At 56.1% G+C, this 23,821-nt stretch carries 24 protein-coding genes; 6 read left to right on the forward strand and 18 right to left on the reverse strand.

Translation table 11 applies throughout. The annotated features are described in order from the left end of the window. Nucleotides 1-72: 72 nt before the first annotated feature. The 10 genes from LOM8899_RS19360 to LOM8899_RS19405 all read right to left on the reverse strand — a co-directional run bounded on the left by LOM8899_RS19360 (nucleotide 73) and on the right by LOM8899_RS19405 (nucleotide 9,681). A complete protein-coding gene (locus LOM8899_RS19360) occupies nucleotides 73-1,017 on the reverse strand; it encodes a sugar ABC transporter substrate-binding protein (protein WP_093993908.1) in 945 nt (314 codons plus the stop codon). A gap of 80 nt (nucleotides 1,018-1,097) precedes the next feature. Next, nucleotides 1,098-1,913 (reverse strand): TIM barrel protein, encoded by an 816-nt coding sequence (locus LOM8899_RS19365; protein ID WP_093993909.1) that lies wholly within the window; start codon nucleotides 1,911-1,913, stop codon nucleotides 1,098-1,100. Between the two features lie 157 nt (nucleotides 1,914-2,070). Beyond that, the gene (locus tag LOM8899_RS19370; RefSeq protein WP_093993910.1) at nucleotides 2,071-3,102 is read right to left on the reverse strand and encodes a LacI family DNA-binding transcriptional regulator; all 1,032 of its coding nucleotides are present in this window, start codon (nucleotides 3,100-3,102) and stop codon (nucleotides 2,071-2,073) included. 108 nt (nucleotides 3,103-3,210) lie between these two features. After that, complete coding sequence (locus LOM8899_RS19375) at nucleotides 3,211-3,522, reverse strand: MocE family 2Fe-2S type ferredoxin (protein WP_093993911.1); 312 nt, start codon at nucleotides 3,520-3,522, stop codon at nucleotides 3,211-3,213. 69 nt (nucleotides 3,523-3,591) lie between these two features. Then, entirely contained in the window at nucleotides 3,592-4,551 is a 960-nt protein-coding gene (locus LOM8899_RS19380) for a sugar phosphate isomerase/epimerase family protein (RefSeq protein WP_093993912.1), read from the reverse strand. Then, nucleotides 4,548-5,552 carry a Gfo/Idh/MocA family protein gene (locus LOM8899_RS19385; RefSeq protein WP_093993913.1) on the reverse strand — a complete coding sequence of 335 codons (1,005 nt, stop codon included), beginning with the start codon at nucleotides 5,550-5,552 and terminating at the stop codon, nucleotides 4,548-4,550. The genes LOM8899_RS19380 and LOM8899_RS19385 overlap by 4 nt, the downstream gene beginning before the upstream one ends. 122 nt (nucleotides 5,553-5,674) lie before the next feature. After that, entirely contained in the window at nucleotides 5,675-6,463 is a 789-nt protein-coding gene (locus tag LOM8899_RS19390) for an ATP-binding cassette domain-containing protein (protein WP_093993914.1), read from the reverse strand. Between the two features lie 10 nt (nucleotides 6,464-6,473). Further along, nucleotides 6,474-7,469 (reverse strand): ABC transporter permease, encoded by a 996-nt coding sequence (locus LOM8899_RS19395; protein ID WP_093993915.1) that lies wholly within the window; start codon nucleotides 7,467-7,469, stop codon nucleotides 6,474-6,476. A 104-nt stretch (nucleotides 7,470-7,573) separates the two neighbouring features. Further along, a complete protein-coding gene (locus tag LOM8899_RS19400) occupies nucleotides 7,574-8,551 on the reverse strand; it encodes a substrate-binding domain-containing protein (RefSeq protein WP_093993985.1) in 978 nt (325 codons plus the stop codon). Between the two features lie 116 nt (nucleotides 8,552-8,667). Then, a complete protein-coding gene (locus tag LOM8899_RS19405) occupies nucleotides 8,668-9,681 on the reverse strand; it encodes a sterol desaturase family protein (RefSeq protein ID WP_093993916.1) in 1,014 nt (337 codons plus the stop codon). 179 nt (nucleotides 9,682-9,860) lie between these two features. Between LOM8899_RS19405 and LOM8899_RS19410 the strand changes: the two genes are divergently transcribed. From LOM8899_RS19410 to LOM8899_RS19425, 4 genes are all read left to right on the forward strand, one after another. After that, complete coding sequence (locus LOM8899_RS19410) at nucleotides 9,861-10,898, forward strand: LacI family DNA-binding transcriptional regulator (protein WP_168770603.1); 1,038 nt, start codon at nucleotides 9,861-9,863, stop codon at nucleotides 10,896-10,898. Between the two features lie 136 nt (nucleotides 10,899-11,034). Further along, a complete protein-coding gene (locus LOM8899_RS19415; protein ID WP_093993918.1) occupies nucleotides 11,035-12,009 on the forward strand; it encodes an aldo/keto reductase in 975 nt (324 codons plus the stop codon). After that, nucleotides 12,006-12,692, forward strand: coding sequence for a creatininase family protein (locus LOM8899_RS19420; RefSeq protein WP_093993919.1), 687 nt, complete (start codon nucleotides 12,006-12,008; stop codon nucleotides 12,690-12,692). Before LOM8899_RS19415 ends, LOM8899_RS19420 begins: the two co-directional genes overlap by 4 nt. Nucleotides 12,693-12,765: 73 nt before the next feature. Further along, a protein-coding gene (locus LOM8899_RS19425) for an IS3 family transposase (protein WP_093993920.1) occupies nucleotides 12,766-13,892 on the forward strand; the annotation gives its coding sequence in 2 pieces (ribosomal slippage) (nucleotides 12,766-13,030 and nucleotides 13,030-13,892; 1,128 coding nt in all). A 74-nt stretch (nucleotides 13,893-13,966) separates the two neighbouring features. Here LOM8899_RS19425 and LOM8899_RS19430 read toward each other — a convergent pair. Next, nucleotides 13,967-15,001: a lactonase family protein gene (locus LOM8899_RS19430; RefSeq protein ID WP_093993921.1), complete on the reverse strand. Its 1,035-nt coding sequence runs from the start codon at nucleotides 14,999-15,001 to the stop codon at nucleotides 13,967-13,969. A 195-nt stretch (nucleotides 15,002-15,196) separates the two neighbouring features. Here LOM8899_RS19430 and LOM8899_RS19435 point away from each other — a divergent pair, with 195 nt between their 5' ends. Continuing rightward, nucleotides 15,197-15,553 (forward strand): enolase C-terminal domain-like protein, encoded by a 357-nt coding sequence (locus tag LOM8899_RS19435; protein WP_093993922.1) that lies wholly within the window; start codon nucleotides 15,197-15,199, stop codon nucleotides 15,551-15,553. Between the two features lie 279 nt (nucleotides 15,554-15,832). On the opposite strand, the gene LOM8899_RS19440 is transcribed toward LOM8899_RS19435, so the two are convergent. The 6 genes from LOM8899_RS19440 to LOM8899_RS19465 all read right to left on the reverse strand — a co-directional run bounded on the left by LOM8899_RS19440 (nucleotide 15,833) and on the right by LOM8899_RS19465 (nucleotide 21,908). Beyond that, nucleotides 15,833-17,068, reverse strand: a complete 1,236-nt coding sequence (locus tag LOM8899_RS19440) for an enolase C-terminal domain-like protein (RefSeq protein WP_093993923.1) — start codon at nucleotides 17,066-17,068, stop codon at nucleotides 15,833-15,835. A gap of 12 nt (nucleotides 17,069-17,080) precedes the next feature. Further along, the gene (locus LOM8899_RS19445; RefSeq protein WP_093993924.1) at nucleotides 17,081-17,830 is read right to left on the reverse strand and encodes an SDR family NAD(P)-dependent oxidoreductase; all 750 of its coding nucleotides are present in this window, start codon (nucleotides 17,828-17,830) and stop codon (nucleotides 17,081-17,083) included. Between the two features lie 137 nt (nucleotides 17,831-17,967). Then, nucleotides 17,968-18,714, reverse strand: a complete 747-nt coding sequence (locus LOM8899_RS19450) for an SDR family oxidoreductase (RefSeq protein ID WP_093993925.1) — start codon at nucleotides 18,712-18,714, stop codon at nucleotides 17,968-17,970. Nucleotide 18,715: 1 nt separating this feature from the next. Then, on the reverse strand, nucleotides 18,716-19,567 hold the full coding sequence (locus LOM8899_RS19455) for a fumarylacetoacetate hydrolase family protein (RefSeq protein WP_093993926.1): 852 nt from the start codon (nucleotides 19,565-19,567) through the stop codon (nucleotides 18,716-18,718). Beyond that, nucleotides 19,564-20,889 (reverse strand): phosphopyruvate hydratase, encoded by a 1,326-nt coding sequence (gene eno, locus LOM8899_RS19460; protein ID WP_211096231.1) that lies wholly within the window; start codon nucleotides 20,887-20,889, stop codon nucleotides 19,564-19,566. Before eno ends, LOM8899_RS19455 begins: the two co-directional genes overlap by 4 nt. After that, a complete protein-coding gene (locus LOM8899_RS19465; protein ID WP_168770604.1) occupies nucleotides 20,886-21,908 on the reverse strand; it encodes a phosphotransferase family protein in 1,023 nt (340 codons plus the stop codon). The genes eno and LOM8899_RS19465 overlap by 4 nt, the downstream gene beginning before the upstream one ends. 275 nt (nucleotides 21,909-22,183) lie before the next feature. Here LOM8899_RS19465 and LOM8899_RS19470 point away from each other — a divergent pair, with 275 nt between their 5' ends. Continuing rightward, nucleotides 22,184-22,963 (forward strand): IclR family transcriptional regulator, encoded by a 780-nt coding sequence (locus LOM8899_RS19470; protein ID WP_168770605.1) that lies wholly within the window; start codon nucleotides 22,184-22,186, stop codon nucleotides 22,961-22,963. Between the two features lie 27 nt (nucleotides 22,964-22,990). On the opposite strand, the gene LOM8899_RS19475 is transcribed toward LOM8899_RS19470, so the two are convergent. Continuing rightward, complete coding sequence (locus tag LOM8899_RS19475; RefSeq protein ID WP_093993930.1) at nucleotides 22,991-23,818, reverse strand: SMP-30/gluconolactonase/LRE family protein; 828 nt, start codon at nucleotides 23,816-23,818, stop codon at nucleotides 22,991-22,993. Between the last annotated feature and the right edge of the window lie 3 nt (nucleotides 23,819-23,821).

Below are 23,821 nucleotides of genomic sequence, written 5' to 3' on the forward strand. Positions count from 1 at the left end.
CCCGATGATACGCCGATTTGCCGGAGCGGCACACATTTCGCGCACCGCTCCGATCTGCTTAGCCGGTTTGGCCTAGTTTTGTGACAGGTAGTCGCCAATATTGGCTGGTGTCACGAGCTCAAATGGGATGTAGACTTTTTGATCCACTTCTTCGCCATTGGCGAGCGCGATAGCCGCGTTCAACGCGCCAGAACCTTGTCCACCTGCGTTCTGGAACACAGTGACATCAAGGTCTCCGGCCTGCATAGCAGCCAATGCGTCTTGTGTCGCGTCAACACCACCGACAACAACGTCAGCCATATCAAGGCCTGCGGCTTTCATTGCCTGGATCGCACCGAGTGCCATTTCGTCATTGTTCGCGATAACTGCGTGGAAATCTTCACCGGATGCCAGCCAGTTGGTCATCAAGGAGTTTGCCTGCTCGCGCGACCAGTTGGCGGTCTGCTGGTCGATAACCTCTATGAAGTTGCACATGTCCATGCCAAGAACGTCTTCGATGTCTTTGGTGCGTTGGACCGCCGCTTGGTTCGAAAGCTCACCCATCATGACATAGGCACGAGCGCCGCCGCCAAAACCCTGAGCGCGAAGCATCTTACAGATTTCGAATGTTTCCAGCGTGCCGGATTCGATTTCGTTGGAAGCTACGAAAGCCTGGTTGTCCGGTAGCGTATCAACGTTTACCGGCTGACGGTTCACAAATACAAGCGGGACACCCGCAGAAGATGCCGCATCGGTCATCGCCTGTGTTGCAGACGTATCAACAGGGTTTACGATGATCGCGTCTACGCCAGACGCGATAAAGTTGTTGATCTGGTCAAGCTGGCGCGCAACGTCGTTTTGTGCGTCCTCGATCTGGACGTCGATACCGTCCATACCGTTGGCTTCCTCCTCGATGCCATTACGCAGAACTGTCAGAAAGTTGTCGTCAAAAAGCGCCATGGAAACGCCGATATTTTCGGCAATGGCTGTCGTGGACAAGAGCGAGGCTAGGCCTGCGGCAATAATAGTCTTTTTCATTGGGTTCCTCCCGTTGTGGTGTCCGGCACACCATTTCTTTTGCCGGAACCCCTTAATCTTCGGGGTATTAAACCTCTTGCTCAGGCGGCCTCCTGCCGCAATCGCGAGGTAATAAATTCGAATGATGCTCTGATTTCTGAGTAAGGATCCGGCATCGCATGGGTTTTCGGTGAGAAACATTCATACGAAATTGGTCCATCGTATCCGTCCGCAATCAGGGCGCGGATCTGTTCGATATTGCCAAGACGATCTCGCGCATCGACCAAGACCCTATGCTCGTCTTCCATCTCGGTTATCTTCAAGTCTGGATCGACAACTGCTGAGATATGAATAATTCCGGTGGCCTGGGTGAAAATAGCATCCTCACCGGCAAGCGTGTGGTGGAAGGTATCGTGCACCAGCTTAAAGTGATCTTTACCCTCAATATCATTAATCGTATCGACCAAATCCGATTTTGAGCGCAGCGACGAACGTGTAAAACCAAGCGGCTCAACCAAGGCTACCATGTCCACCTTTCTAAGCATCGGCAGAATCGCCTTCATTGCGACGCGCAGGTTGGCTTGGCGTTCGCCGTTGCCCAACCCCGTTCCGTCATTACGCGGGATCAGACTAATAGTTTCGGCGCCTGCGGCCTTTGCAACTGCAATTAGATCACGCACCGCCACTTCACGTTCTGCGTCCCAGGTGTTGAACGGATAGACTTGGCTCAAACCCACGAGGCGCAGACCTTTATCCCTTGCCATCCTACCTGCTTCAGCGGGGTCCATTCCATCAAACAGTTCACGATCGATATCGTTTCGGACTTCGACCCCGACACACTCAAGCTTAGTCGCCAAATCAAGGAAGTCGACATAGCTCAGGTTTGGAACTGTCATATGATTAAGTGCAAAGTTCATTGTATCCCCCTCATCACGACACGAACGTCTTTTCGGACGGACCGATCGCCGCGTTGCAGGACACTGAGGTCAGTCTTCGGATTTGGTCAATGCATCGAGGTGATTAATGCGTCATTCATGACGTTCCGGTTGAGGCAGAAATGATGTTTTTACGTCATCAAAAAGACTCTGGCAACACGATCCGGGGTTCAAGAAAAATCTGCCCCGACACACCATCGTCCGCCTCGGTAGTGGATTGAATCATGAGATCAATTAACGTCTTACAAAGCTCTTTGAGTGGCGTAGAAATCACCATGGTGACATAGCCGTCAATCAGTCCAGCCCGACTTTCGGCGGTTAGTTCGTTGACTATCAACGCGACTTTCGGGGTGGAATGAACCTCTCGCACTGCAGCAATCGCACCCTCCATGCCACCGCCCGCTATATAGATGCCGCACAGATCCGGATGACGCTGCAATAAGTCCAGCGTAGCTTCATATGTTACTTGCCTCGTTTCGAGGTTCACGAGGGTATCAAGGACAGTAAATCCGTGATCGCTTTCTCGTACAAATGAGCGATACCCTACTTCGCGCAAATCGTGTCCATGCCAACGGTTACCGCCAACAAAGATAGCAAGCTTCCCGGGTTGATGCACCGTTTTCGTTATCATCCAGCCAGCTAGCCGCCCAATTTTCATATTGTTGAGGCCAATGTAATTCTTCCGGATACCTTGAGCGAAATCATTGAGGAGGGACACGACGGCTACATTCTTGTCCTTCAAGTCTTGCACCACGCGGTTTAGCCGAGGGTCGTTCACGGCAGTGCAAGCAAGCGCATCGCAGCGACGGCCCAGAGTTTTCAACAGATCGGTAAACTCATCCGGTGACTGCGACGATGAAAACCTAATATCGGAGGTAATCCGGTAATCATTTCGTTCTGAAATGGCCGCTTCGATGTGGGTGGCGAAATCACTGTAAAATTGCTGGCTCTTTTTCAGTAGGACAAAGCCAAGCCGTAATTCCGGCAACGGCTTGTCCAATCGGCTCAAAAAGATACCCTTGCTGTGGTAGCCTACTTTTTGTGCTGCATCAGCAATTTTTCGCATCGTTTCTTCGCGTACGACCGACCGCCCGTTCAACGCACGGTCAACGGTTGTCGGACTGACACCTGCCTCTCGCGCCACATCTTTGATCGTCGGTCTGTTTGCCATTTGGCCTCCATGACGTTTTTACGTCATAGTTTTCTAACAAGCGCGCCGACACCGAGTCCAGCGAGATTATGTGTCTTTGGTGGGGCCCTAGGCCGCAAAAGCCCCGCCTTAAATCTCGACAAAGACCCGTCCGTTCTCAAGCTTGGTCGGATAGGTATGCAAGTTCTCGCAGGCGGGCGGCGTTTCCACCTCACCGTTAGTGCAATCAAAAATTGACGAATGCTTGGGACATTCAATGGTGGCTTCAATGACCAAGCCATCACTCAGGTGGACTTCCTCATGGGTACACAGCCCATCAGAGCAATAATAATTATCCTCGTGATCGCGAACGATGATGAACGTGCGCTCCCCGTGATCGAAACGGATCACGTCTTCTTGGTCGATGTCATCTTGTGCGCAGGCATTGATCCATTGGGCCATCACTCGCTCCTTTTCTTTTGTTTAATAACCGCCCTGTTTGGGCAATTCACTCAGGCGCACGCCCGGGCCTCAAATGTCCTGTGGCCTATAATCTGCCGGGCGATCAGGCATAACACCTTGAAGAAGCGTCACGGACTTCTCCAATCCTTCTAACGAGTTCAGCAAAACGTCTTCATGCTCGATCGAAAGCCAACCATCGTAATTTGCCATTTTGAGTCGGTAGCAGAACTGTCGCCACCATTCTTCACCGTGGCCAAACCCGAGCGTGATATAAGACCAGCTGCGGGCCGGAACATCCATAAGAGAGCCATTCTCCAGTAAGCTGGTGGTTGCCTGCACAGGTGCATTAAGCATCGTGTCCTTTGCATGCACGTGATAAATTGCATGCCCTAATGCCTGCGCCGCCATCAGCGGATCAGCCCCCATCCAAAATAGGTGGCTTGGATCAAGGTTAGCGCCGACAATCGAACCTACTGCTTCGCGCAGTTTCAACAGCGACGGGACGTTGTAGACGCATTGGTTACCGTGCATTTCCAATGCAATCTTCTCGACCCCGTTTTCTTGTGCCAGCGCAACAATTTCGGTCCAAAACGGGATCAGTTTCTCGTTCCATTGATAGCGCAAAACATCTTGCGTTTCAGGTGGCCAAGAGGAAACGATCCAGTTGGGCATGGTATCATTGGCGGATCCTGCCGGTAGGCCCGACATGGTGCAAACCGTCTTGATGCCCATTTCACCCGCGACGCGGATGGTGTCGCGCAGCCCCTGTCCTTGTGTCGGGTCAGTCGGATGCAGCGGATTTCCGTTAGCATTCAAGCTGATGATCTCAAGGTTGCGATCAGAAAACTCTTTCAGATATGCGGCTTGGGCCGTCTTGTTGCCCAACAGTCCTTTTAGGTCGAAATGTGGTGCCGTGGACCACCCGCAAGTGTTTACCTCAACCCCCGAAACGCCCACGCGCTGCGCATGATCGAGCATGTCGGTCAGGGACATGCCACCAAGACTATCAGATACGAAGCCCAGTTTCATGCGTAAAACTCCGGTTTGGGGGCCATCTCGACCTGTGTTTTCATGCCCGAAACCAAGGCTTCAACACCAGCTTGCGCCACAGTCGCGGCGCAGTATCCATCCCAGCAATCCGATGCAATGTCAGGGAACTTTCCTGTTTCAACAAAGGCCTGAAAGTCGCGGTTTTGGCGGACATAAGCCGCATGATAACGGCCACGCCAATCGGTTTCATAGCGGGTGGAACTTGACAACTTCATGTCAGTGCGGCTGTAGGCCACGGTGTTCGTGGCTATCGTACCTGACTCACCCACCAATTCGCCGCGCACATCATATCCGTAGGCGGCGTTGTTGTTGATCTCGATTGTCACCAGGTGGCCATCTGTCGTTTCCAGAACCATGATTACAGGGGCCACCAGCGCGTCAGAACGCTGTGGCTGAAAGGCCGTGATCGACGCATATTCTGTTCCCAGCACATGGCGAACCACGTCAAATTCATGCGGCGCAGAGTTTGTGATCGCCATGGCGCCCGTGAAATCAGCGGCAGGCGTTTCCACGTTGCGGTGGAAATTGTGCATCATCAACGCCCGACCCAAAGTGCCGCCGACAAGCGCCTGCTTCATCTCGATGTAGGATTGATCATATCGGCGCATGAAACCTAACATGACATGCTTCGCACCTGAGGCCTGTTCAGCGGCCATGACAGCAAGACATTCATCGGGCAGCTGCGACAAAGGCTTTTCACACAGCACCCGCTTACCCGCCTTGATGCAGGCCAATGACAGAGGCGTATGTGTGAAATCCGGGCTAGCCACGATCACTGCATCCACGTCATCGCGCGCAATCACGCTGTCCGGGTGGATGGCAACATCGACCGCTCCATAGCGATCCGCCAGGCCTTGTGCGCGGGCGACGTCCATATCGCACACAATTTGCAACTGTGCGCCCGGCAAGTCCTCGGCGATGATTTTGGCGTGGTCCGCGCCCATCAACCCTGCTCCGATAACAGCAATTCTAACGGTCATTCAGGTTTTCCAAATCATAAAAAGGGGAGCGCGTTTCAGAGCGGGAGACCAGGAGACAACCTCCGGACTGGCCCGCGCTCCCCGACCGACACCTTGGGAGCTCGGCGCGTCGGGTTGTTAGCTTAAGCATCGGCATAGCCTTCGATTTGCCTTTCGAGGTCTGCCATCGTTTCGCCGCCAGCCATCAAATCGGTGATCTCTTCGCGGGTCCGTTCGCCTTTGCGGAAATCCGCAGCAATCGCGCCACGAATCAACACGGCGAAATGATCGCCCACAGCCATGGCATGCATGACCTGATGCGTGATGAAGATCACGGCCAATCCTCGGCGTTTTGCCTCGTTCACGATACGAAGAACGTGTGCGGCCTGTTTGACCCCGAGCGCGGCTGTTGGTTCATCAAGGATAAGGACACGCGCGCCGAAATGGACCGCTCGGGCGATAGCCAGCGACTGACGTTCACCGCCTGACAAGCCGCCTATCAGGCGATCACCGTCATCGACGCGCGTGATGCCAAAGTTCTGCACAGCCTCGACCGCGATCTTATTGGCTTTCTTACGATCGTAGATCTTAAACGGACCCCAGCCTTTGGTGGGCTCCACACCCACGAAGAAACTGCGCCCAATGCTCATCAACGGAAATGTGCCGCCAAATTGGTGCACGGTGGCGATGCCTTTATCTTGGGCCTCCCGCGGGGTGGAGAATGTCACCTCTGCGCCATCCATAAGGATGGAACCCCGTGTCGGCTTGTGGACACCACATAGCGTCTTGATAAGCGTTGATTTACCCGCACCGTTATCTCCGAGCAGGCAAAGCACCTCGCCTTCATTCATCTTGAGGGAAATATCATGCAGCACGTCGATCGGCCCAAAGGATTTATCAACACTTCGGAGTTCCAGAACTGGAGAAGTCATCAGTGAGCCCTCATTTCTTCTTTGGCGCATAAGACAGCGCCATGGAGCGGAAGGTGTTGTTCATCAGGACGGCGGCCAACAGCATCACGCCGATAATCAAACTTGACCAGTTGCGATCAAAACTTGTGAAATAGATGCCTTGATTGACCACCGCAAAAGTAATGGTGCCAAACACGATCCCGACGACTGACCCAAATCCACCCGTCAGGACAACCCCCCCGACGACAACTGAAATTATGACGTTAAAGATATAAGACATCCCCGCAGACACTTGCGCCGAGTTGAACAACAGAGCCTGACACATGCCCACAAACGCCGCACTACACGCCGATAGGATGAACAAGATGATTGTCAGTTTCGTAGTCGGAATACCGGCATTGCGTGCGCTTTCACGGTCGCCCCCAATGGCGAAAATCCAATTGCCGTACTTTGTATAATGGATGTAGAAAACATAAACGGCCGTCACAGCAAACCACCACAAGATGATAACTTGATAGGTGCCACCAATAAATTGCCCGAAAACGGCTTTGTAAAAGTCCGGTGCCTTGATCGATACGCTGGTCGTTCCAGTGATTAGCACCGATAGGCCAAGCACGAGACCCGCTACTGCGAACAAAGTACCAAGCGTTACAATCAACGAAGGGACGGCTGTGTGAACGACCAAGAAGCCGTTGATAAACCCGACAACCACGCCAAACCCGAGCACCACAATGATCGACATCCAAATCGGGAAGTCATAGTGGCCGGACATGATTGCCACGATCATCGACCCCGCGGGGATCATTGACCCGATGGAAATGTCTAATTCACCTGCGATCATCAACAACCCGACCGGTATTGCAATAATCCCAATGTTGGCGGCAACGTTTAGCCAACTCGCGATACCTGACGGTTTCAAAAAATTTATGCCGCCGAAAATTAGAAAGAAGGCAATGACTGCGACCATTCCCAGAAAGGCTCCGGCCTCTGGTCGGCGAAATAGACTGCCGATTGATAAACGACTCATTGGAAATGTCCCTGTGTTTGTTCGGTGGCTGGTGGCAACCAGATCGTTAGGTCATGCCGATGTAACGGCCCGCAGAAACGTCTACGGGCCGAACAAATCCAGTCTTAGCGATAGCCGAGTTCTCCGCCCTTAAGCGTGGCTTCGATGTTGGATGCATCCACGATGCCCGGCCCTGTCAGCAACGGCGACGTCGCCATCGCTAGACCATAGTTCACGTATCCATCGGCTAGCGTTACCGCCAGAAAGCCCTGCAACCAGGGCTGCTGGTCTATCGCAAAAAGCTGTTCACCGTCACGGATACGCTCAAGGCCAGCCACGTTCATGTCGAATGAACCAAGGGCGACGGTTTCCACCCGTCCCGCCTGCTGCATCCCGATGTACGCACTGTCTGCATCCGCAGAGGAAATCGTAAAGATACCATCGATAGTTTCATCGCCAAGCAATGTCGCTTTGATCGCTTCGGCAACCGCGGTTGGATCTCCAAATGCGCTTGCTGGTAGGGGAAGCTGTTCCGAAACGCCACCAGACTCGGCCATCCCATCACGGATGCCATCGCAGCGCGCTTCGAGATTTCCTGCGCCGGGCACCGTATTTACGCAAATTACGTTCGTCGCGCCATGTTCGGCAAAGTATTTCCCACCAGCAAGGCCAGCAGGGTATTCTTCGTTGCCAATATAGTTGATCGCGCCGAGTTCTGCCGCCTTATCCCCGCCGCCAGCATTGTAGAGCATAACGGGAATGCCCGCAGCCATAGCTGCCTCGATCGCCTCGTCTTGTGCGTCCGGAACCCAATTTGGAACCGCAATGATGTCGACACCTTGGCTGATTGCTGTTCGGATAAGGTTTGCAGCGTCACCACCAATGTTATCATACGTTTGCAACTGCAAATAATTGACGGTGCCCCCGTGAGCTTCGACAACAAGCGTTGCATCATCAATGCCACGACCAATTTTCGCGAAGAACGCATCATCCGCACGACCCCCGATTATCGCGATGGTTGCGCCATCTTGAGCCATTACCGGTGCAACGCCTAGCGTAGCTGTCGCCAGCAGTGCCCCCATTACATTCTTAAAGATACTCATTGTAGTTTCCTCCCTTTGCGCCGTCACAATTGACGACATTCGTTGTGGGTCAATCGGACCCGGCATTTGCTAGAACGTCCGACCTGCGAACAACCTAGACTTGCAAGCAACGGCCATTAGGCCTCTCCTTTGCGCGCGTTTGCTTTTTCTTTCTTCTTGCGAAATCGATCTTGCATGATCTTGTCACCGGCTTTCGAACCGTCATGCCAAGTGCCCATCCAACGATCCAATGGCATCATCCCATCGGCGTAGTTCACTTCGAAGTACTTGTGGTGCAGGTAGTGGGCATAGGCATGTGTATCGAATGCGCCATCCTCACCTGTCTCTATCTTGTCGAAGCCGACATGCCCGACCACAGCTCCCGTTCCCGCAATATTGAGGTGATAGATCATGAGCAGTGGGTGCGATGGCAAAACCAGATGGATCAGGCTGCCAGACCAGTACAGCAGATGTTCAACGGGGTGCATTGACAACGATGACCATGGCGACGGGTTAACCGAATTGTGGTGCACAGAATGGATCCACTTATACAGCACCGGGATATGGATCAGCCGATGAATACAATAGAAATGGAACTCGTGCAGGATGGGAAGAATCAGACCAAAGCAAATCAACCAAATCGGATGTTCAGAAAAGGTGGCCCAAGGTCCCCAGCCGTTGGCCCAGGCCCACAGCATTCCGACCTCATAGGCGGTCCAAATCGGCAATCCGGTGCCAAATGTGCGGATGATGTTGTCCACGTTTTGGCTTTTGAACATGAATACATCGGACGGATGTTCCGACGGAAACTTACCGTTATATTTGAAATGTGTCCCCTGACGCCGCTTCACATACAATCGTAGTTCTAGCGCCCCGTAAAACAGGATCACAATCGCGGAGTTGCGTGCAAACAGGTAAATCACCCATCCCCACTCAATCGTTTCGAGTGCCTCACGGGACGGTGTCAACAGAAACCAGAACACTGCACTGATAGCAAAAAAAATAATGTTCCACGGCAGGAAATAGCTTGGCAACCAGCGCAGGAATTTCATCGGGCGAATGGGCCAGACAAAGACCGGTGCGTTTTCAATCGCGTCGTTGGGGCGCCAATTGCCGCGCTTGTCCCGCGTGCCACTCGTCAAGTCGTCCATCGCTACAGCCCCCTGACAGTCTGAACAGTGAATTTGTGCCGATCCAGCGATCGAAACTCGGTTCGGTTGATCAGAACCATCATGCCCGCTGGACCAGTTTGTCGCATGTCGGAAACTGATTGATTTACATCAACTGCAGAAAAACTATGCTTCTTCGCAACGCAAGTTCAGAGGGCAAAATGGCAGAAAAGCGCGACTCACGACCAAGATTACAAGACGTAGCGCATCGTGCCGGAGTTGGCACTGCTACCGTTGATCGCGTGTTAAATGAACGTGGCAACGTCAGCGAAGACGTCCGCCGCAAGGTCATTGACGCGGCCCGCGCGCTCGGACTTCGTCGTCAATTGCCGCCGTCCTATAAGCCACTTATCCGACTCAATCTGATCCTTGCACGTCCTGATCTACCCCTTATCGCCCGCATTGCGTTGGAGTTTCGGAACCTTGCCAAAACAATCGACAGGCGCATCAGCCTTCACATCACCACCCTTCCCCATGAAACCCCCGAGGCCCTCGCAGCAGCCATAAGGGCGACGGATTGCGATGCAGTGATTGCTTATGCCCAGAACGATGCCCTGATCCACGATGCGATAGATGATGTCGGCAAACGAAACATTCCTGTGATCTCGATTATCTCGGACCTGTCGGGTTCTAAACAACTCGCCTATGCTGGAACTAATCATCATACCGCTGGACGAACCGCAGGCTTCTTCGTCTCGCGCATGGTGCCGCTTGGTGGCCCTGTCATGGTTTTATGCAGTCACCTCGGTTTCCAATCCCACGCAGATCGTATCGCCGGATTCAAGGAGTACCTGACGGAACATGCCCAAAAGTTGACGATTGTAGGTGTGGTTGAGGGGCTGGACGAACGTGACCGGTCTCGGGAAAAGCTCATTGCGGCATTCCGCGAGCGTCCAGATATCGCGGCGATATATAATGTCGGCGGCGCTAATCTTGGGGTCCGGGCAGCAATCGAAGCCGACGTACTCCATGAACGCCCGTTGTTCGTCGGCCATGAACTTACCCAATATACGACCCAGATGCTCCGCGATGGGATAATGACCCTCACGCTAGACCAAAACCCGCGCCTCCAAGCCCAGTTCTCTCTGGATGTCCTGATGGATCACTTTGGTTACGAAGGCAGACCAGTCGCGCGCCCTTATGTCTCAAACGTCCCTATTGTGCTGTATGGACCAGAGAACATTCCGCCCGCGCCCTGATTGTTTCACATCAGCTTCGTGTCTGCACAAAGCATGACCGCACCGATAGGTTTGCCCAAAAGCAATTAGTCCGCACACCTGCGGCGGCCACACCCAAGGAGGCGCTGGTGAACAAAATCAAAGCGAACTTGCCCACATGAAGTATCGCGATTTTGGTCGCACAGGTTGGATGGTTTCGGAAATTGGTTTCGGCGGCTGGCAAATTGGCGGCGCTTGGGGCCCGGTTGACGATGACGTATCCGTATACACACTGCTGCACGCCTTTGAACGTGGCATAAATTTCGTGGATACCGCGCAGCTCTATGGGGCGGGACATTCCGAAAAAATAATTGGACGGGCGCTGCGAGAATGGAACGGCGCCAAGATTTATGTCGCGACTAAGGCCCAACCAACTGTCTGGCCAAACGCAAGTGACAACGCACCTGCTTTTCGCGGACGTTTCCCCGATTGGCATCTTCGTGAGAACGTCGAAAACTCGCTGCGCCGCCTTGGCGTGGAACGCCTTGATCTGTTTCAATTGCACACTTGGGCGCCAAACGGTCATCTGGAATTGGATTGGCTTGAAACCCTGAATGATTTGCGCCGTGAAGGCAAAATTGACCAAATCGGCGTTTCGCTGCGCGACAATCGCCCCGACGAAGGCGTAAACTTGGCGCACCTTGGGCTGGTAAGCTCGCAACAGGTCATTTTTAACCTGTTCGAACAACAGCCCCGCGACGCATTGTTCGGAGCCGCCAAAGCCAGCGACACCGCGATCATCGCACGGGTGCCATTGGACAGCGGGTCGCTGGTTGGACACTGGACTAAAGACAGCTACGCCACTTGGGAAACCGGTTCACAACAACACGAAATGTTTCGCGGAGATCGGTTCGCGCAAACCTTGATGCGGCTTGATGCGCTTAAGGGCGAACTCGGCGACGCTTTCCCGACTCTCGCCGAAGCCGCAATGCGATACGTCTTGTCGCACGATGCCGTTAGCGTTTTGATTCCGGGTATGAAAACCCCACAGGAGGTCGATATGAACATCGCCTATTCAGACGGAAATCACCTGCCGGATGCGCTGCTCGAACGATTAGAAAAGCACGCCTGGGCAAGGAATTTTTACACATGACAAGGCAAATTGAACGCCTGCGCCCGCATCAAATTCGCACCGCTTTGGCGGAAAAATCCACTATCTGGATGCCACTCGGCACGATCGAATGGCATTGCGAACATCTGCCAGTCGGGCTGGACGCCCTCACGGCGCACGGCCTGTGCCTTCGTGCTGCTGAACAAGGTGGCGGGCTTGTCATGCCGCCACTTTATTTCGGAACAGGTGGCGGACATAGTGCATACCCATGGACGATTATGATGGAAGACTCCGCCGAAATTGAAGCCATGTTAGCTCGAACTGCCGAACGCCTTTGCGCGATGCATGTTGAGCGGTTGATCATTTTCAGCGGCCATTTTGCAGATGAACAATTGGTGATGATTGACCGCTTCGCTGCGGATTGGAATGCCAAAAGCAACCGTCTCAACATCATTGCCACGGCAGTAAACCGCTGTGTGGCTGCGAATATTGAACCGGATCACGCAGGGGCCTTCGAGACGAATTTAATGCATGCTATCGCGCCGGAAACCGTCGACATGTCACAACTTCCAAGTCTTGACAAAACACTGGACGCAATCGATCGGCATGACAAGAAAAGCCCAATCTGGGGTGTGATAGGAACGGACCCTCGTACTACCGACTTTTCCGAAGCCGATAGTCTCGTCGAGACCCTGACAGCGTGGTTAGTGCGACAACCGCTCTAGCTCTGTGGAGTGCCCCCACTGAAGTGGTCCACCAACTGGGATAGATTTATCCCCAAACCAGGAGGACCAAGAGATGGCTGGAAAGCGAGACAAACCCGAAGAGATCGTTCTGAAGCTGCGGCAGGTTGAAGTGCTGCAAGGTCAAGGCAAGTCGATTGCAGACGCGGTCAGACAGATCGGTGTGACGCAGCAGACCTATTATCGGTGGCGCAAGGAATTTGGTGGCATGAGCCGTGATCAGCTCAAACGGCTGAAGGAGCTGGAGACCGAGAATACCCGGCTCAGGCGTGCCGTGTCGGATCTGACACTGGACAAGATGATCCTGACCGAGGCCGCCCGGGGAAACTTCTAAGCCCCTCCCGCCGCCGTCAGTGCATAGATCATGTGCGGCAGGCTCTTGGCGTATCTGAGCGCCGTGCCTGCCGCACCCTCGGTCAACATCGTTCCACGCAGCGCAAGGTTCCCTGCGGCCTGCCGGACGAGGAGCGACTGACCGATGACATCATTGAGCTGGCGAGAGAGTTTGGGCGCTATGGATATCGCATGGTCACTGGGATGCTGAACAACAGCGGCTGGCATGTGAACCATAAGAGGGTCGAACGGATCTGGCGGCAGGAGGGGCTAAAAGTCCCACAAAAACAACCCAAGAAGGGACGGCTCTGGCTGAATGATGGGTCGTGCGTCCGGTTGCGGCCGGAACGCCCGAACCATGTCTGGTCCTATGACTTCGTCCAGAATCGGACGCATGACGGGCGGATCTTCCGCACCCTGAATATCATCGATGAGTTCACGAAGGAGGCGCTGGTGATCCGCGTCAAACGAAAGCTCAATTCTGTCGACGTGGTCGATGCCTTGACCGACCTGTTCATCCTGCGCGGCCCGCCGGAATACATAAGATCCGACAATGGCGCCGAATTTATCGCCAAGAAGGTGCGGGCATGGATCGGAGCTGTGGGCGCAAAGACCGCTTTCATCGCGCCTGGTTCGCCATGGGAGAACGGTTATTGCGAGAGCTTCAATGCTCGGTTCCGGGACGAGCTGCTGAACGGTGAGGTCTTCTCAACGCTGCGTGAGGCCCAAATCCTGATCGAGCGATGGCGCCGCCACTACAACACTGTCAGACCGCACAGCTCCCTCAGATATCGCCCGCCAGCGCCAGAAAGCTTCATGCCGATGGACCACAGACCGACCATGCACTAACATTCCAAATGGACCACTCGATGGGGGCAGACCATAAACGTAGGCCTGTCCGCCGCCCCTCCAACGAGGCGCCGCTAAAGCTGCAGCAAGGCGACAGGCGCCGGGACGTCGCATGTCGCCGCGACCTCTTCGAGATGTCCCGCGCCGTCGTCGCGCTTCTTTGCGCATAGTGTCCCGCTTTCCTGGTTGGCGCAAATAGCCCAACCCCCATCGCTCGTCAGGATGAACTCTCGAGGACAGTTACCACCGGTAGAGTAATCGCCGATGCGCGTTAGGACTCCATCAACGGAAAAGCATACGATCCGCGACTGCCGCCGCCCTGAAACGTAAATGAACCGCTCGTCCGGAGACAGCCGGATGGCAGCTGCCGATCCTTCCGCGTCCGCAGGACAGTCAAAGGCCGGGACGGCCTCTTGCAGCCGCCACCCCAGACCGTCGCGATGCAGAACAGCCAGATACTCGGTCAGTTCGCAGATGACGTAGGCCCGTGTCTCGGCCTTGTTGATAACAAAGTGGCGCGGCCCAGCGCCTGACGGCAGAGACAGGCTGCTCGTCTCGATGTTTTTTCCATCCGAAGCGAGCCTGTGGCTGACGATGCAGTCCGCTCCGAGATCGGCCAAATGCAGAACGTCGCCTTTATCAGTGAACTGTACACAGTGAGCATGTGGCCCCTCCTGCCTAGTCGCATTGGGGCCGGTCCCGCTGCGTTCTAGACGAGCAAGTTCACAGAGCCTGTCGTCGGCGTCGAAAACGGTAACCTCGCCAGTCCAGTATTGAGCCGACGCCAGACGCCGGTTGGTCGGATCGAAGGCAAGGTGGCATGGTAGTTCACCGGCAAAGTCTAACCTTCCGATGGGGGATAACCTACCGTCTGGCTCCAGTCGAAATGCTGAAACGCCGGGATGGCGGTCACGAAACACCTCGCGGACGCTGTAGACCACGCGCCCTGCCCGGTCGATCGTCAGGGCGGACGCGTTCTCGAGCCCTATCGCGAGGGTTGGAGTGCCGAAGGAGACCGCATCCGGATCGAAGGAAACGCGGTAGATGCCCTTTCCCAGTGTCGAGGGATCACCAAACCCGTGCGTGTAGGTTCCGATCAGAAAGTCCATGAAAACTCCATATAAAGCTACCGAAACGAAACTGGTGCGTTGGCCTAAGCACACGTCCACACTAGACGAAGGTTTCCCTTCCCTGAAAGTCAGACCTCAATAGACACCTTGTAAGCTGGGCGCTGCCACCCTCGCAGCATCCCTGTTGACGTATCTCTGGGTGACGCTAACGGTGCTGACAGTCGACTATATCGGATGCCTCGTCCCGGCCCAACGTCGCGCAAAATCTTCTTTGCGCAGCAAGCCGGACCTGGCCGACCCATCAAGATCGACGCCTTTATGGCTTTGGACGTGGACTACACCCCGCGCTTCGCCGAGGCCGCTCGCGACCTGCAGCTGAAGTGGATCGAGGACCGGGTCCCCGCAAACGACATCGCGGGGCTCATCCGGCTGCGGACCGAGATGGATCCGGCCATTGCGCTGGCGCTTGGGAACTTTGCCCATTCCGAAGCCGATTGCGCCGAACTCGGCGGTTCCTTGAGCACATGCTCGCAGCCGTGCCTGACCAATCATCACTATTTTTACTCCCCAGTGAGATTAAGCATCGCGTAACACTGTCGTGTTCAAGACACTCGAAGACCGATGGAAGCTCGGTTCATTAGAGCAAGGAGCAAGGTATTCGTCCGAGCCCAGCAAATGATCGAAACATTTGATCCGTAGAATCGAATTATTTCGGAAAATACAGCCCTGCGCCTAGAAAATACCGACTTCAATGTGATGAAGTGCCTGGTCTTTTGAAAGATTGGTGAGCCGTCGCCTAGGCTGGACCTTGATGACGGTCACTATCTGCCTTGGGCCAATGTCGAGACCAACTGTGCAACGGTTCAGTCCTTAGAAAACACCCGGCAGAGATTTCACTTTAGGATCGGCATAGTTGCGCTCTGGCCATATCGAGAACCAGTTCGGTCGACCGGGGTCGCGGTCATAGGTATACCCACCGGCTTCGCGGAAATACTCGGCATATTGCGCAAGCTTTTCGCGGCTGACCTCAACCCCCAGACCGGGACCCGTGGGCACATCGATGCAGCCGTCGCGGTAAAGCAACTTGCCCCCGGTCAGGATGTCATCCTTGAGGTGGTGATAATGGGCGTCCGCAGCGAAGTTCAGGTTCGGGAGTACCGCCCCCAGATGCAGCATCGACGCGAGTTGGATACCCAACTCCCCGGAGGAGTGAACGGCGGCTGACCGCTGGAACGTCTCCATCACTTGGCCCGCCTTTACGGTCTGCCTCAATCCGCCCCAAAAAGTTGTGTCAAGCAGGATAACGTCGACCAGATCGTGGCGAATACACTGCGCCAACTGCTCAAAATTCACCACGACCATATTCGTCGCAGTCGGGATTGGTTGCCCTTCCCGCACGCGACGCATGCCATCCAGACCCCAAGTCGGATCTTCAAAATAATCGTTGTTGAAAGGGGCTATAGCCCGCCCCACTCGGATCGCTTCTTCAACTGACCAAACACCATTGGGGTCGAGCCGCACACCGTCTTTTGGAAAAGCATCGGCCAAGGCGGCGAACACTTCTACATCATGATCTGGCGCGAAATGCCCGCCCTTCAGCTTATGTGTCCGAAAACCATATGCATCGCGCAGGGCTTTGGCGTGGGCCACGATCTCGTCGGGCATCGTCTCGCCGCCCGCGCCGTCGTGCTCGTAGCGATAAAAGAGATAGGAGGCGAATTCTACCCGGTCGCGGATCGCGCCCCCCAAGAGGGCATGGGCCGGAACGCCCAGACGCTTGCCCGCTAGATCGAGGCAGGCCATTTCCAGAGCCGCGTGGATTTGCAGTCTGTTGTTATAGAGCGTCGCCGTCGGGTTCATGATCTTCCAGCGCAATTGCTCAAGGTTCAGCGGATCGTGCCCCTTCAGATAGGGCAGCATCGACAAAACCGCCGTCTCGGCACTTTCTCCGCCGCCGCCCAGTTCACCCCAGCCAGAAAGCCCGTCGTCGCCGATCACCTCAATGATTGTGCGCACGAACCGGCCCCAATGTGCCCCGGCAGAGTGCCGCAGCGGCGCTTCCAGCGGGACGGCAACCGTTGTTACCTTAATATCTGCGATGCTCATTTGTCGCTCTTTCTATTTGGGCGATCCGCCGAGGCGCGCCATCAGCCCACCGTCCACCTTAATGACCTCGCCGGTGATAAAGGACGCCTTCTCGGACAGTAGGAACGCCACGACATCGGCGACCTCGCGCGCTTCGGCTGGGCGGCCCAAGGGGTGCATGCCGTTGATTTCTTTCCAGACGGCATCAGGGTCGTCGGCCAGCCCCACCGCCCAGTCCAGCATTGGGGTCTTGACTGATCCCGGTGCCACTGCATTCGAGCGCACCCCTTGCGCCGCAAAATCGATGGCAATCGATTTTGCCAGACCGATCAACCCGTGTTTCGATACCGTATAGGCCGCAACGTTCTGTTGCGTGGCCAGACCCTGCACAGAAGCCATGAACACACATGCGCCGCGATGCTGGATGATTTGCGGTAAAAGCGCGCGGGCCATCAGATATGCGCCACGCAGATTAACGCTCATGACCTCGTCCCACAACGCGGGATCGGTATCCGTCACCGATCCATAGCGCTGGACTCCGGCATTGTAAGATAACCCTTTGGCCCCGCCGAGCCTTGTCGCAGCCTCCGCGACTTCAGCCGCGGTAGCCACATCCGCGACGGAGCCTTCGACACATATATGACCCTCTCCAAGATCAGCCGCCAGTTTGCGCAGGGCGGCACCATCCACGTCCACTAGGACGAGTAGCGCGCCTTCATCCTTAAGACACCGCGCGACCGACTCACCGATGCCCTTGGCGGCTCCGGTTACAACGATGCACATATGATCCTCCCAGATCTGACCCTGCCGGTGTTGCGCCGGCGATGGTCTTTTGCAAGTTTAACACTCCAGCAGGAACCGCAGGCGTACTCCAAATATGACTGGAGGATAGCCGCAGCGCCCCGTCACCGTTGCCCCTCCTAGATCGTGATCCCGCCGTCGATGTTGATCGCCTGTCCCGTCACAAAAGCACCGTCGGCCGACGCGAGGAAGGCACATAGTCCAGCGATTTCATCAGGTGTGCCGAAGCGTCGGGCAGGTTGCCGGTCAATGAAGAACTTCATCGCAGCGTCATGGCTACCCATCTGGTCGGCCAGATCATCGATGCGGCCCCGAAGGCTTGGGCTATCGACTGTGCCCGGGCAAATGGAGTTGCACCGGATCCCAAAGGGCAGATAATCCGCCGCCACCGATTTGGTCAGTCCTATTACGCCGCCTTTCGTCGCCCCGTAGGCCGCGCGCTTGGGGAACCCCTTGATGGAGCTTGCGACGGAGCCAATCGTGACGATGCTGCCGCCGTGATCCTTCATCTTCGGAATGGCCGCCCCCAGCACATTGAACGCACTATCGAGCGTGATGGAGCACGACCGACGCCAATCCTCCAGAGTGCATTCCTCTATGGTGCCCTGATGAACGTAGCCCACGCCGTGAACGAGGACGTCGATCCGATCGAACCCGGCGAAATATGCGTCGACTGCACTTGCGTCCGTGGCGTCCAGCGCCGCCGTCACAGTACTTGTCAGGTCTTCCAGCAATGCCGCGTTAATATCCGAGGCATGAACCTCTGCCCCCTCGGCCACTAGGCGCTCGGCGATGGCCCGCCCAATGCCCTGTCCCGCAGCGGTAACAACAGCGACCTTGCCTGACAATCTGTTCGTCAGATCCATCTCATTGCTCCTCAATCGCGATGACAGTCTGAGACTGGCTCCCCAACCCCTCGATGCCAAGTCTGACTTCATCGCCGATGCTGAGATAGGTTGGAGGCTTTTTGCCCATACCGACACCGGGCGGCGTGCCAGTGCAGATCAGATCGCCGGGTTCCAGCACCATGAATTCGGACAGATAGCTCACGATCGTTGCAGTATCGAAGATCATCGTATTGGTGTTTCCGGTCTGCATCCTCTGCCCATTCACATCGAGCCACATAGGCAGAGCCAGCGCGTCGGCCACCTCATCCGGTGTCACGATCCACGGCCCCGTGGGGCAGAAGTTTGGAAAGCTCTTCCCCTTCGCCCACTGGCCTCCACGGTCGAGTTGCCATGCTCGTTCCGACACGTCGTTGACGACGCAGAACCCCAGCACATGGTCGAGCGCGTCCTCCTTAGAGATATTCAGTGCCCGACGGCCGATCACCACACCCAATTCCACTTCCCAGTCGAGTTTGGTCATTTTGGGCGAATGAAGGATGGGATCGTGGGGTGCGCAATAGGTCGCTGCGGACTTGTTGAACAGGATCGGCTCTAGCGGGATGTCCATGCCCGCCTCGGCTGCGTGGTCGGAATAGTTCAGGCCAATGCAATAGATGTTGCGCGGCTGGGTCATCGGTGCACCGATCCGTGTCCCGTCCTGCGCGACTTCCGGCAATGCAGACAAGTCGACGTTCACCAGCGACTGCCGCAGGACAGCGATGGTTTCGGGGGAGATATCAGTGACAATGCCGGACACATCCCGCGCGACACCCTCTGCGTCCAGCACACACGGCGTTTCCGCTCCTGCGGCCCCTAACCTAAGAAGTTTCAAGACTTTTCTCCCATGTTCTGGTCGCCCCACCACGTTGCGGAAAGCGGACTGCCTCCGACGAACGCCTTGGCACCCAGTTCATCCTGAATACGTAGGCATTCGTTCCATTTCGCCATGCGTTCCGAACGGGTAAACGATCCAACCTTCAGTTGCCCCGTGCCCAGCCCCGCTGCCAGATGGCTGATTGTGACGTCCTCAGTCTCACCCGAGCGGGCCGAAACCACGCACCGGTAACCCGTCTCGGTCGCCGCACGGAACGTGTCGATCGCCTCTGAGATGGTCCCGGCCTGGTTCACCTTGATCAGGACGGCATTGCATGCCCCCTGCGATGCAGCCTCGCGCACCAATGACGCGTTGGTAACGAGATAATCGTCCCCGATGATCTGCAGCTTCTTTCCAAACCGCCGGGTGAACTCCGCCATGCCGGAAGGGTCCGCTTCGCTCAGCGGATCCTCGATCGACACGATCGGATAGGCGTCGATCCAGCGTCCCAGAAGATCGATCATCTCGCCTGTGTCGAGTTCCCGATCCTCAAGTGCCAACCGATAGCGCCCGTCTACACAAAACTCTGACGCTGCAACATCTAGCGAAATCACCACATTCTTGCCCGGCGTCTCCCCAGCAGCGTTGATGGCGTTGGTCAGCGTCTCGAGCGCTTCTTCGTTGTTGTCGAACGCTGGCCACCAACCGCCCTCGTCGGCGACACCGGCCAGCTTTCCCTTTCGCTTCATGATGTCTCCTGCGGCGAAGTAGACTTCGTTGGTAATTTCCAACACCTCGTCGAAACTGCCCGCGCCGGGAACCATGATCATGAAGTCTTGGATATCGACGCGCCTCCCCGCATGGGCGCCGCCGCCGAATATCTGGACCTCCGGCAATGGGATCGACGGGGCGGCGCCATAGGTGTCCGAGATATGTAGCCACAGTGGCTTGCCCGCCGCCGTTGCCACCGCATGCAGAACGGCCATCGACACTGCGACGGTCGCGTTACCGCCAAGGCTGTCCTTCAACGGGGATGGATCAAGTGACAGCAAGACCGCGTCCACTGCAGCCTGATCTGAAGCATCGCGCCCGATCAATGCAGGGGCGACAACGTCATCGACCGAGGCCAAGGCCCTGCCCACCCCCATGCCACGCAATGCCGGACCGCCGTCGCGCAGGTCCATTGCCTCGCGTGTCCCGCGGGATGCCCCGGCAGGCGCGATGCCGTGTCCCACGTGTCCGCCCTCGAGGGTCACGTCGACCTCCACAGTCGGATTTCCGCGAGAGTCCCAAATCCTGCGGCTGCGTATCGCCTCGATGATCATTGATGATTGCGTCACTCGTGCTGCCTTTCGAATTGGTCGGTGATCTGGTCCAGAAATTCCGCGATGGTCTTCGGGGGCCTATGGATCAGGTCGAGCGCGACCGAGCGGACGTGTTCGGTCTGTGCATTCGTCAGATATTCGACCGGTGATTTCCCATCGACCCGGGCAAGCATCAGCATCGGGACCAAAATGGCCACCCGACTCGCTAGAGCAGCGGGGTCTTCCCAATCGATCTGGTCACGGTAGTGATCCCAAAAGTCAGCGGCCTCCTCCAGCAAGGTTCGCCGCGCATCGGACCGGTAAAGTGCCTTTAGAACGAGATGGTTGAGGCAGAACGCAGGGTCAAAGCTTGCATCTCCCATCGTCGCACATTCCGCGTCGAGAATGACAGGCACGCTCCCGCGCATGATGATGTTCTTCGGGCTGACGTCTCCGTGGACAAGCACGGTCTCCGCCTCATAGAGGCCGTCGAGCACCTGCATGATACGACCGGCGGCGGCAGGGTGACGCGCAGCAGTGAACCGCAAATAAGGATCAAGCCGCAGAGCGTCGAAATCGGCGCGGTTCGCGAAGGCCGTCCTATCGAACCCGGGCTTGGCGGACGTCGCATGGATGCGGCCCACCAGACCCCCTACCGAAGCCGCTGCACCCAAAGGCACCGGCCCCTGCATCAGCGCGTCCTTTAATAAAAACTGGTTAGGCCCGTCTAGAAATTCCATCGCGAAGCCGTTTCGGGCCTCCGACCGTCCGTGAAGCTGCAAAGCGGCTTCGGGTGCAATCGCTGCAGCGGCACTCAACCACGCGTATTCAGCCTTGTTGCGATGCACAGGCGCAAACCAATCCTCCTCGACCTTTAGCTTGCGGAGGGCGAACTTCACGCAAATAGTCCTGTCCTTCAATATGACCTTGGCGATATCGGACGCGACTCCACCGGTCAGTTGTTCGACAAGCACGACATCGTCCGCTCGCCCCAATCCAAGTTCTGTCACCAGAGCCGCGCATTGTGTCTCGAGGTTGAAATCCGGATTGCTCACGCCACTCCTCCTCAAATGCCAGCGCCTTGCAGGGACAACCTTAGCAAAGTATTTCGCTCATGCAAAACATTTTTTATTCGCGAAATTTTTTTTGTGCGCTATAGTTTCGATCATCTTGACGTCAGACGGGACCGTTGAGGAACGATTTGTCCGGTTTAGCGGCTCATGCTATCGATACGGTCACTTGGCCACCGATGCGGACCGAAGGCCTAGCCAGTGCAGTCGTCAGGGCTCCGGCGCAGAGGCAACGAAGAATTTCGATTGGGGAAGAAACATTGAACGATACCGCAGCCAGCACTGCCAAGCCGAAGAAATCGGCCGCGCGCGCCGAATACAGCTCCCCCGCCGTAGACAAGGCCGTGGATATCATCGAGTTTCTGGCTTCGATGGAAGAGAGCGTTTCGATCACCGCGATCGCCGACGGCCTGAACCGCACTGTCGGAGAGATCTACCGCATTGTCCTCGCTCTCGAACGCCGCAGCATCGTCAGCCGGGATCAATCAACCGACCGGTTTCGCCTGTCGCTGCGGCTATATGATCTTGCCAACCGGTTCCCTCCCGTGGAACGCCTCGTGCAGGTCGCCCGTCCAGAGATGGATGCCCTTAGTAAACGCACCAACCAATCGTGCCATCTCGCCGTCGCGGAAGAGACGTTGATCACCATCGTGACGATGCGCGAAAGCCCCCTACCGATGCGCTACAGCGTGCGCATGGGATCGAGCTTCGACATGTTCGAAACCAGTTCCGGGGTGGTAATCGCGGCATTCTCACCCAAGGAGCAACGCGACAGGTGGCTCAAGGCCGAAAAACCCGCCACACGCGCGCTCTTGCACGAACGCTTCGAGAAAGCCCGCGAGAACGGCTACGAGATCAGGCCCAGTGCTACAGTATCGGGCCTCGACAATATCTCGGTGCCGGTCCACTCGCAGCAGGGCAAGGTTCTTGCAGCCTTGACTGTGCCCTATCTGGCGCAGAACAAGGCAATGCTCGACCCGCAGGCCGTGCTCGATCTGCAGCTTAAGGCGAGTGCGCGGATGATGAAGCTATTGGGCTAAGTGCCGCAACGGACCATGATTGGACCGTCATTCCGGCAGGAGGGACAGGTCAATTACCGATACATGCCAGCGCCCAAGGTTTGCAGTATAGAGCTTGTCACCCTTCAGCGCGATATTGGTCGGATGTGCGAGGGTCGTTGCCACCGGGTCCTCGATCAACAGCTCCAGTCCAGATTGCTGTGACCAGCGCCAGATGCGGGAAGGCTCGTAGTTGGAAATCAGGATGTCTCCGTTCGCCATAGCCAGAACTCCGTCCGGAACGGTCTCCAACCCTTCCGTCACGACACGTGCCGCACCAGCAGAACCATCAGGGGCTATCGGCACGAAACTTAGCCGTGCCTTCATGCTTTCAACGACATAGAGCCCGCTATTGTCCGGCGCCATGGCCATGCCATTGGCAAAGCACAGCGGTTCGTTCGTCCAGCGTCCTCCCTTTCCCGTCGCGAGATCATAGCGGAAAATCGACCCATCCGGGTCGAGCGAATCCGACACGAAGAGAAACCCGCCGGTATCGTCGACGACAGCGTAATTCGGCACTGTAATACCGCTGTCAGCAAAACGGTCACAGGCGCCGGTGACCGCGTCATATCGGAACACCGCCTTGTGCTTCATGTCGCAAGCAAAGCAGTTCCCGGCCGCGTCGAAAGCGATACCCAGCAGAAAGCCCCCCGTCGACGTTATCCGCTCGATCCCTGAACCATCTGCGGCAATTCGGACGATGTCCCCCCTTTCAGTGCCAGCCCAGATCGACCCATCCGCGTGGATCGCCACACCCTCGGGGTGCGCGAGACATGGATCGGTAAAGATACCGTCGAAAAAGACAGTCGCGGCAGAGGCGGGCAAGAGGGCTTTCATGTT

This window comes from Flavimaricola marinus (genome assembly GCF_900184895.1).
In the GTDB taxonomy this organism is placed as follows: Bacteria; Pseudomonadota; Alphaproteobacteria; order Rhodobacterales; family Rhodobacteraceae; genus Flavimaricola; species Flavimaricola marinus.

Bases quoted from the DNA above. Each gene is read 5' to 3' on its own strand.
- LOM8899_RS19375 (WP_093993911.1), bottom strand. From the start codon at position 3,522: ATGGCCCAATGGATCAATGCCTGCGCACAAGATGACATCGACCAAGAA.
- LOM8899_RS19400 (WP_093993985.1), bottom strand. From the start codon at position 8,551: ATGAGTATCTTTAAGAATGTAATGGGGGCACTGCTGGCGACAGCTACG.
- LOM8899_RS19450 (WP_093993925.1), bottom strand. From the start codon at position 18,714: ATGGATCTGACGAACAGATTGTCAGGCAAGGTCGCTGTTGTTACCGCT.
- LOM8899_RS19430 (WP_093993921.1), bottom strand. From the start codon at position 15,001: ATGGACTTTCTGATCGGAACCTACACGCACGGGTTTGGTGATCCCTCG.
- LOM8899_RS19405 (WP_093993916.1), bottom strand. From the start codon at position 9,681: ATGGACGACTTGACGAGTGGCACGCGGGACAAGCGCGGCAATTGGCGC.
- LOM8899_RS19410 (WP_168770603.1), top strand. From the start codon at position 9,861: ATGGCAGAAAAGCGCGACTCACGACCAAGATTACAAGACGTAGCGCAT.
- LOM8899_RS19380 (WP_093993912.1), bottom strand. From the start codon at position 4,551: ATGAAACTGGGCTTCGTATCTGATAGTCTTGGTGGCATGTCCCTGACC.
- LOM8899_RS19420 (WP_093993919.1), top strand. From the start codon at position 12,006: ATGACAAGGCAAATTGAACGCCTGCGCCCGCATCAAATTCGCACCGCT.
- LOM8899_RS19475 (WP_093993930.1), bottom strand. From the start codon at position 23,818: ATGAAAGCCCTCTTGCCCGCCTCTGCCGCGACTGTCTTTTTCGACGGT.
- LOM8899_RS19435 (WP_093993922.1), top strand. From the start codon at position 15,197: ATGCCTCGTCCCGGCCCAACGTCGCGCAAAATCTTCTTTGCGCAGCAA.
- LOM8899_RS19385 (WP_093993913.1), bottom strand. From the start codon at position 5,552: ATGACCGTTAGAATTGCTGTTATCGGAGCAGGGTTGATGGGCGCGGAC.
- LOM8899_RS19440 (WP_093993923.1), bottom strand. From the start codon at position 17,068: ATGAGCATCGCAGATATTAAGGTAACAACGGTTGCCGTCCCGCTGGAA.
- LOM8899_RS19395 (WP_093993915.1), bottom strand. From the start codon at position 7,469: ATGAGTCGTTTATCAATCGGCAGTCTATTTCGCCGACCAGAGGCCGGA.
- LOM8899_RS19415 (WP_093993918.1), top strand. From the start codon at position 11,035: ATGAAGTATCGCGATTTTGGTCGCACAGGTTGGATGGTTTCGGAAATT.
- LOM8899_RS19445 (WP_093993924.1), bottom strand. From the start codon at position 17,830: ATGTGCATCGTTGTAACCGGAGCCGCCAAGGGCATCGGTGAGTCGGTC.
- LOM8899_RS19390 (WP_093993914.1), bottom strand. From the start codon at position 6,463: ATGACTTCTCCAGTTCTGGAACTCCGAAGTGTTGATAAATCCTTTGGG.
- LOM8899_RS19360 (WP_093993908.1), bottom strand. From the start codon at position 1,017: ATGAAAAAGACTATTATTGCCGCAGGCCTAGCCTCGCTCTTGTCCACG.
- LOM8899_RS19370 (WP_093993910.1), bottom strand. From the start codon at position 3,102: ATGGCAAACAGACCGACGATCAAAGATGTGGCGCGAGAGGCAGGTGTC.
- LOM8899_RS19365 (WP_093993909.1), bottom strand. From the start codon at position 1,913: ATGAACTTTGCACTTAATCATATGACAGTTCCAAACCTGAGCTATGTC.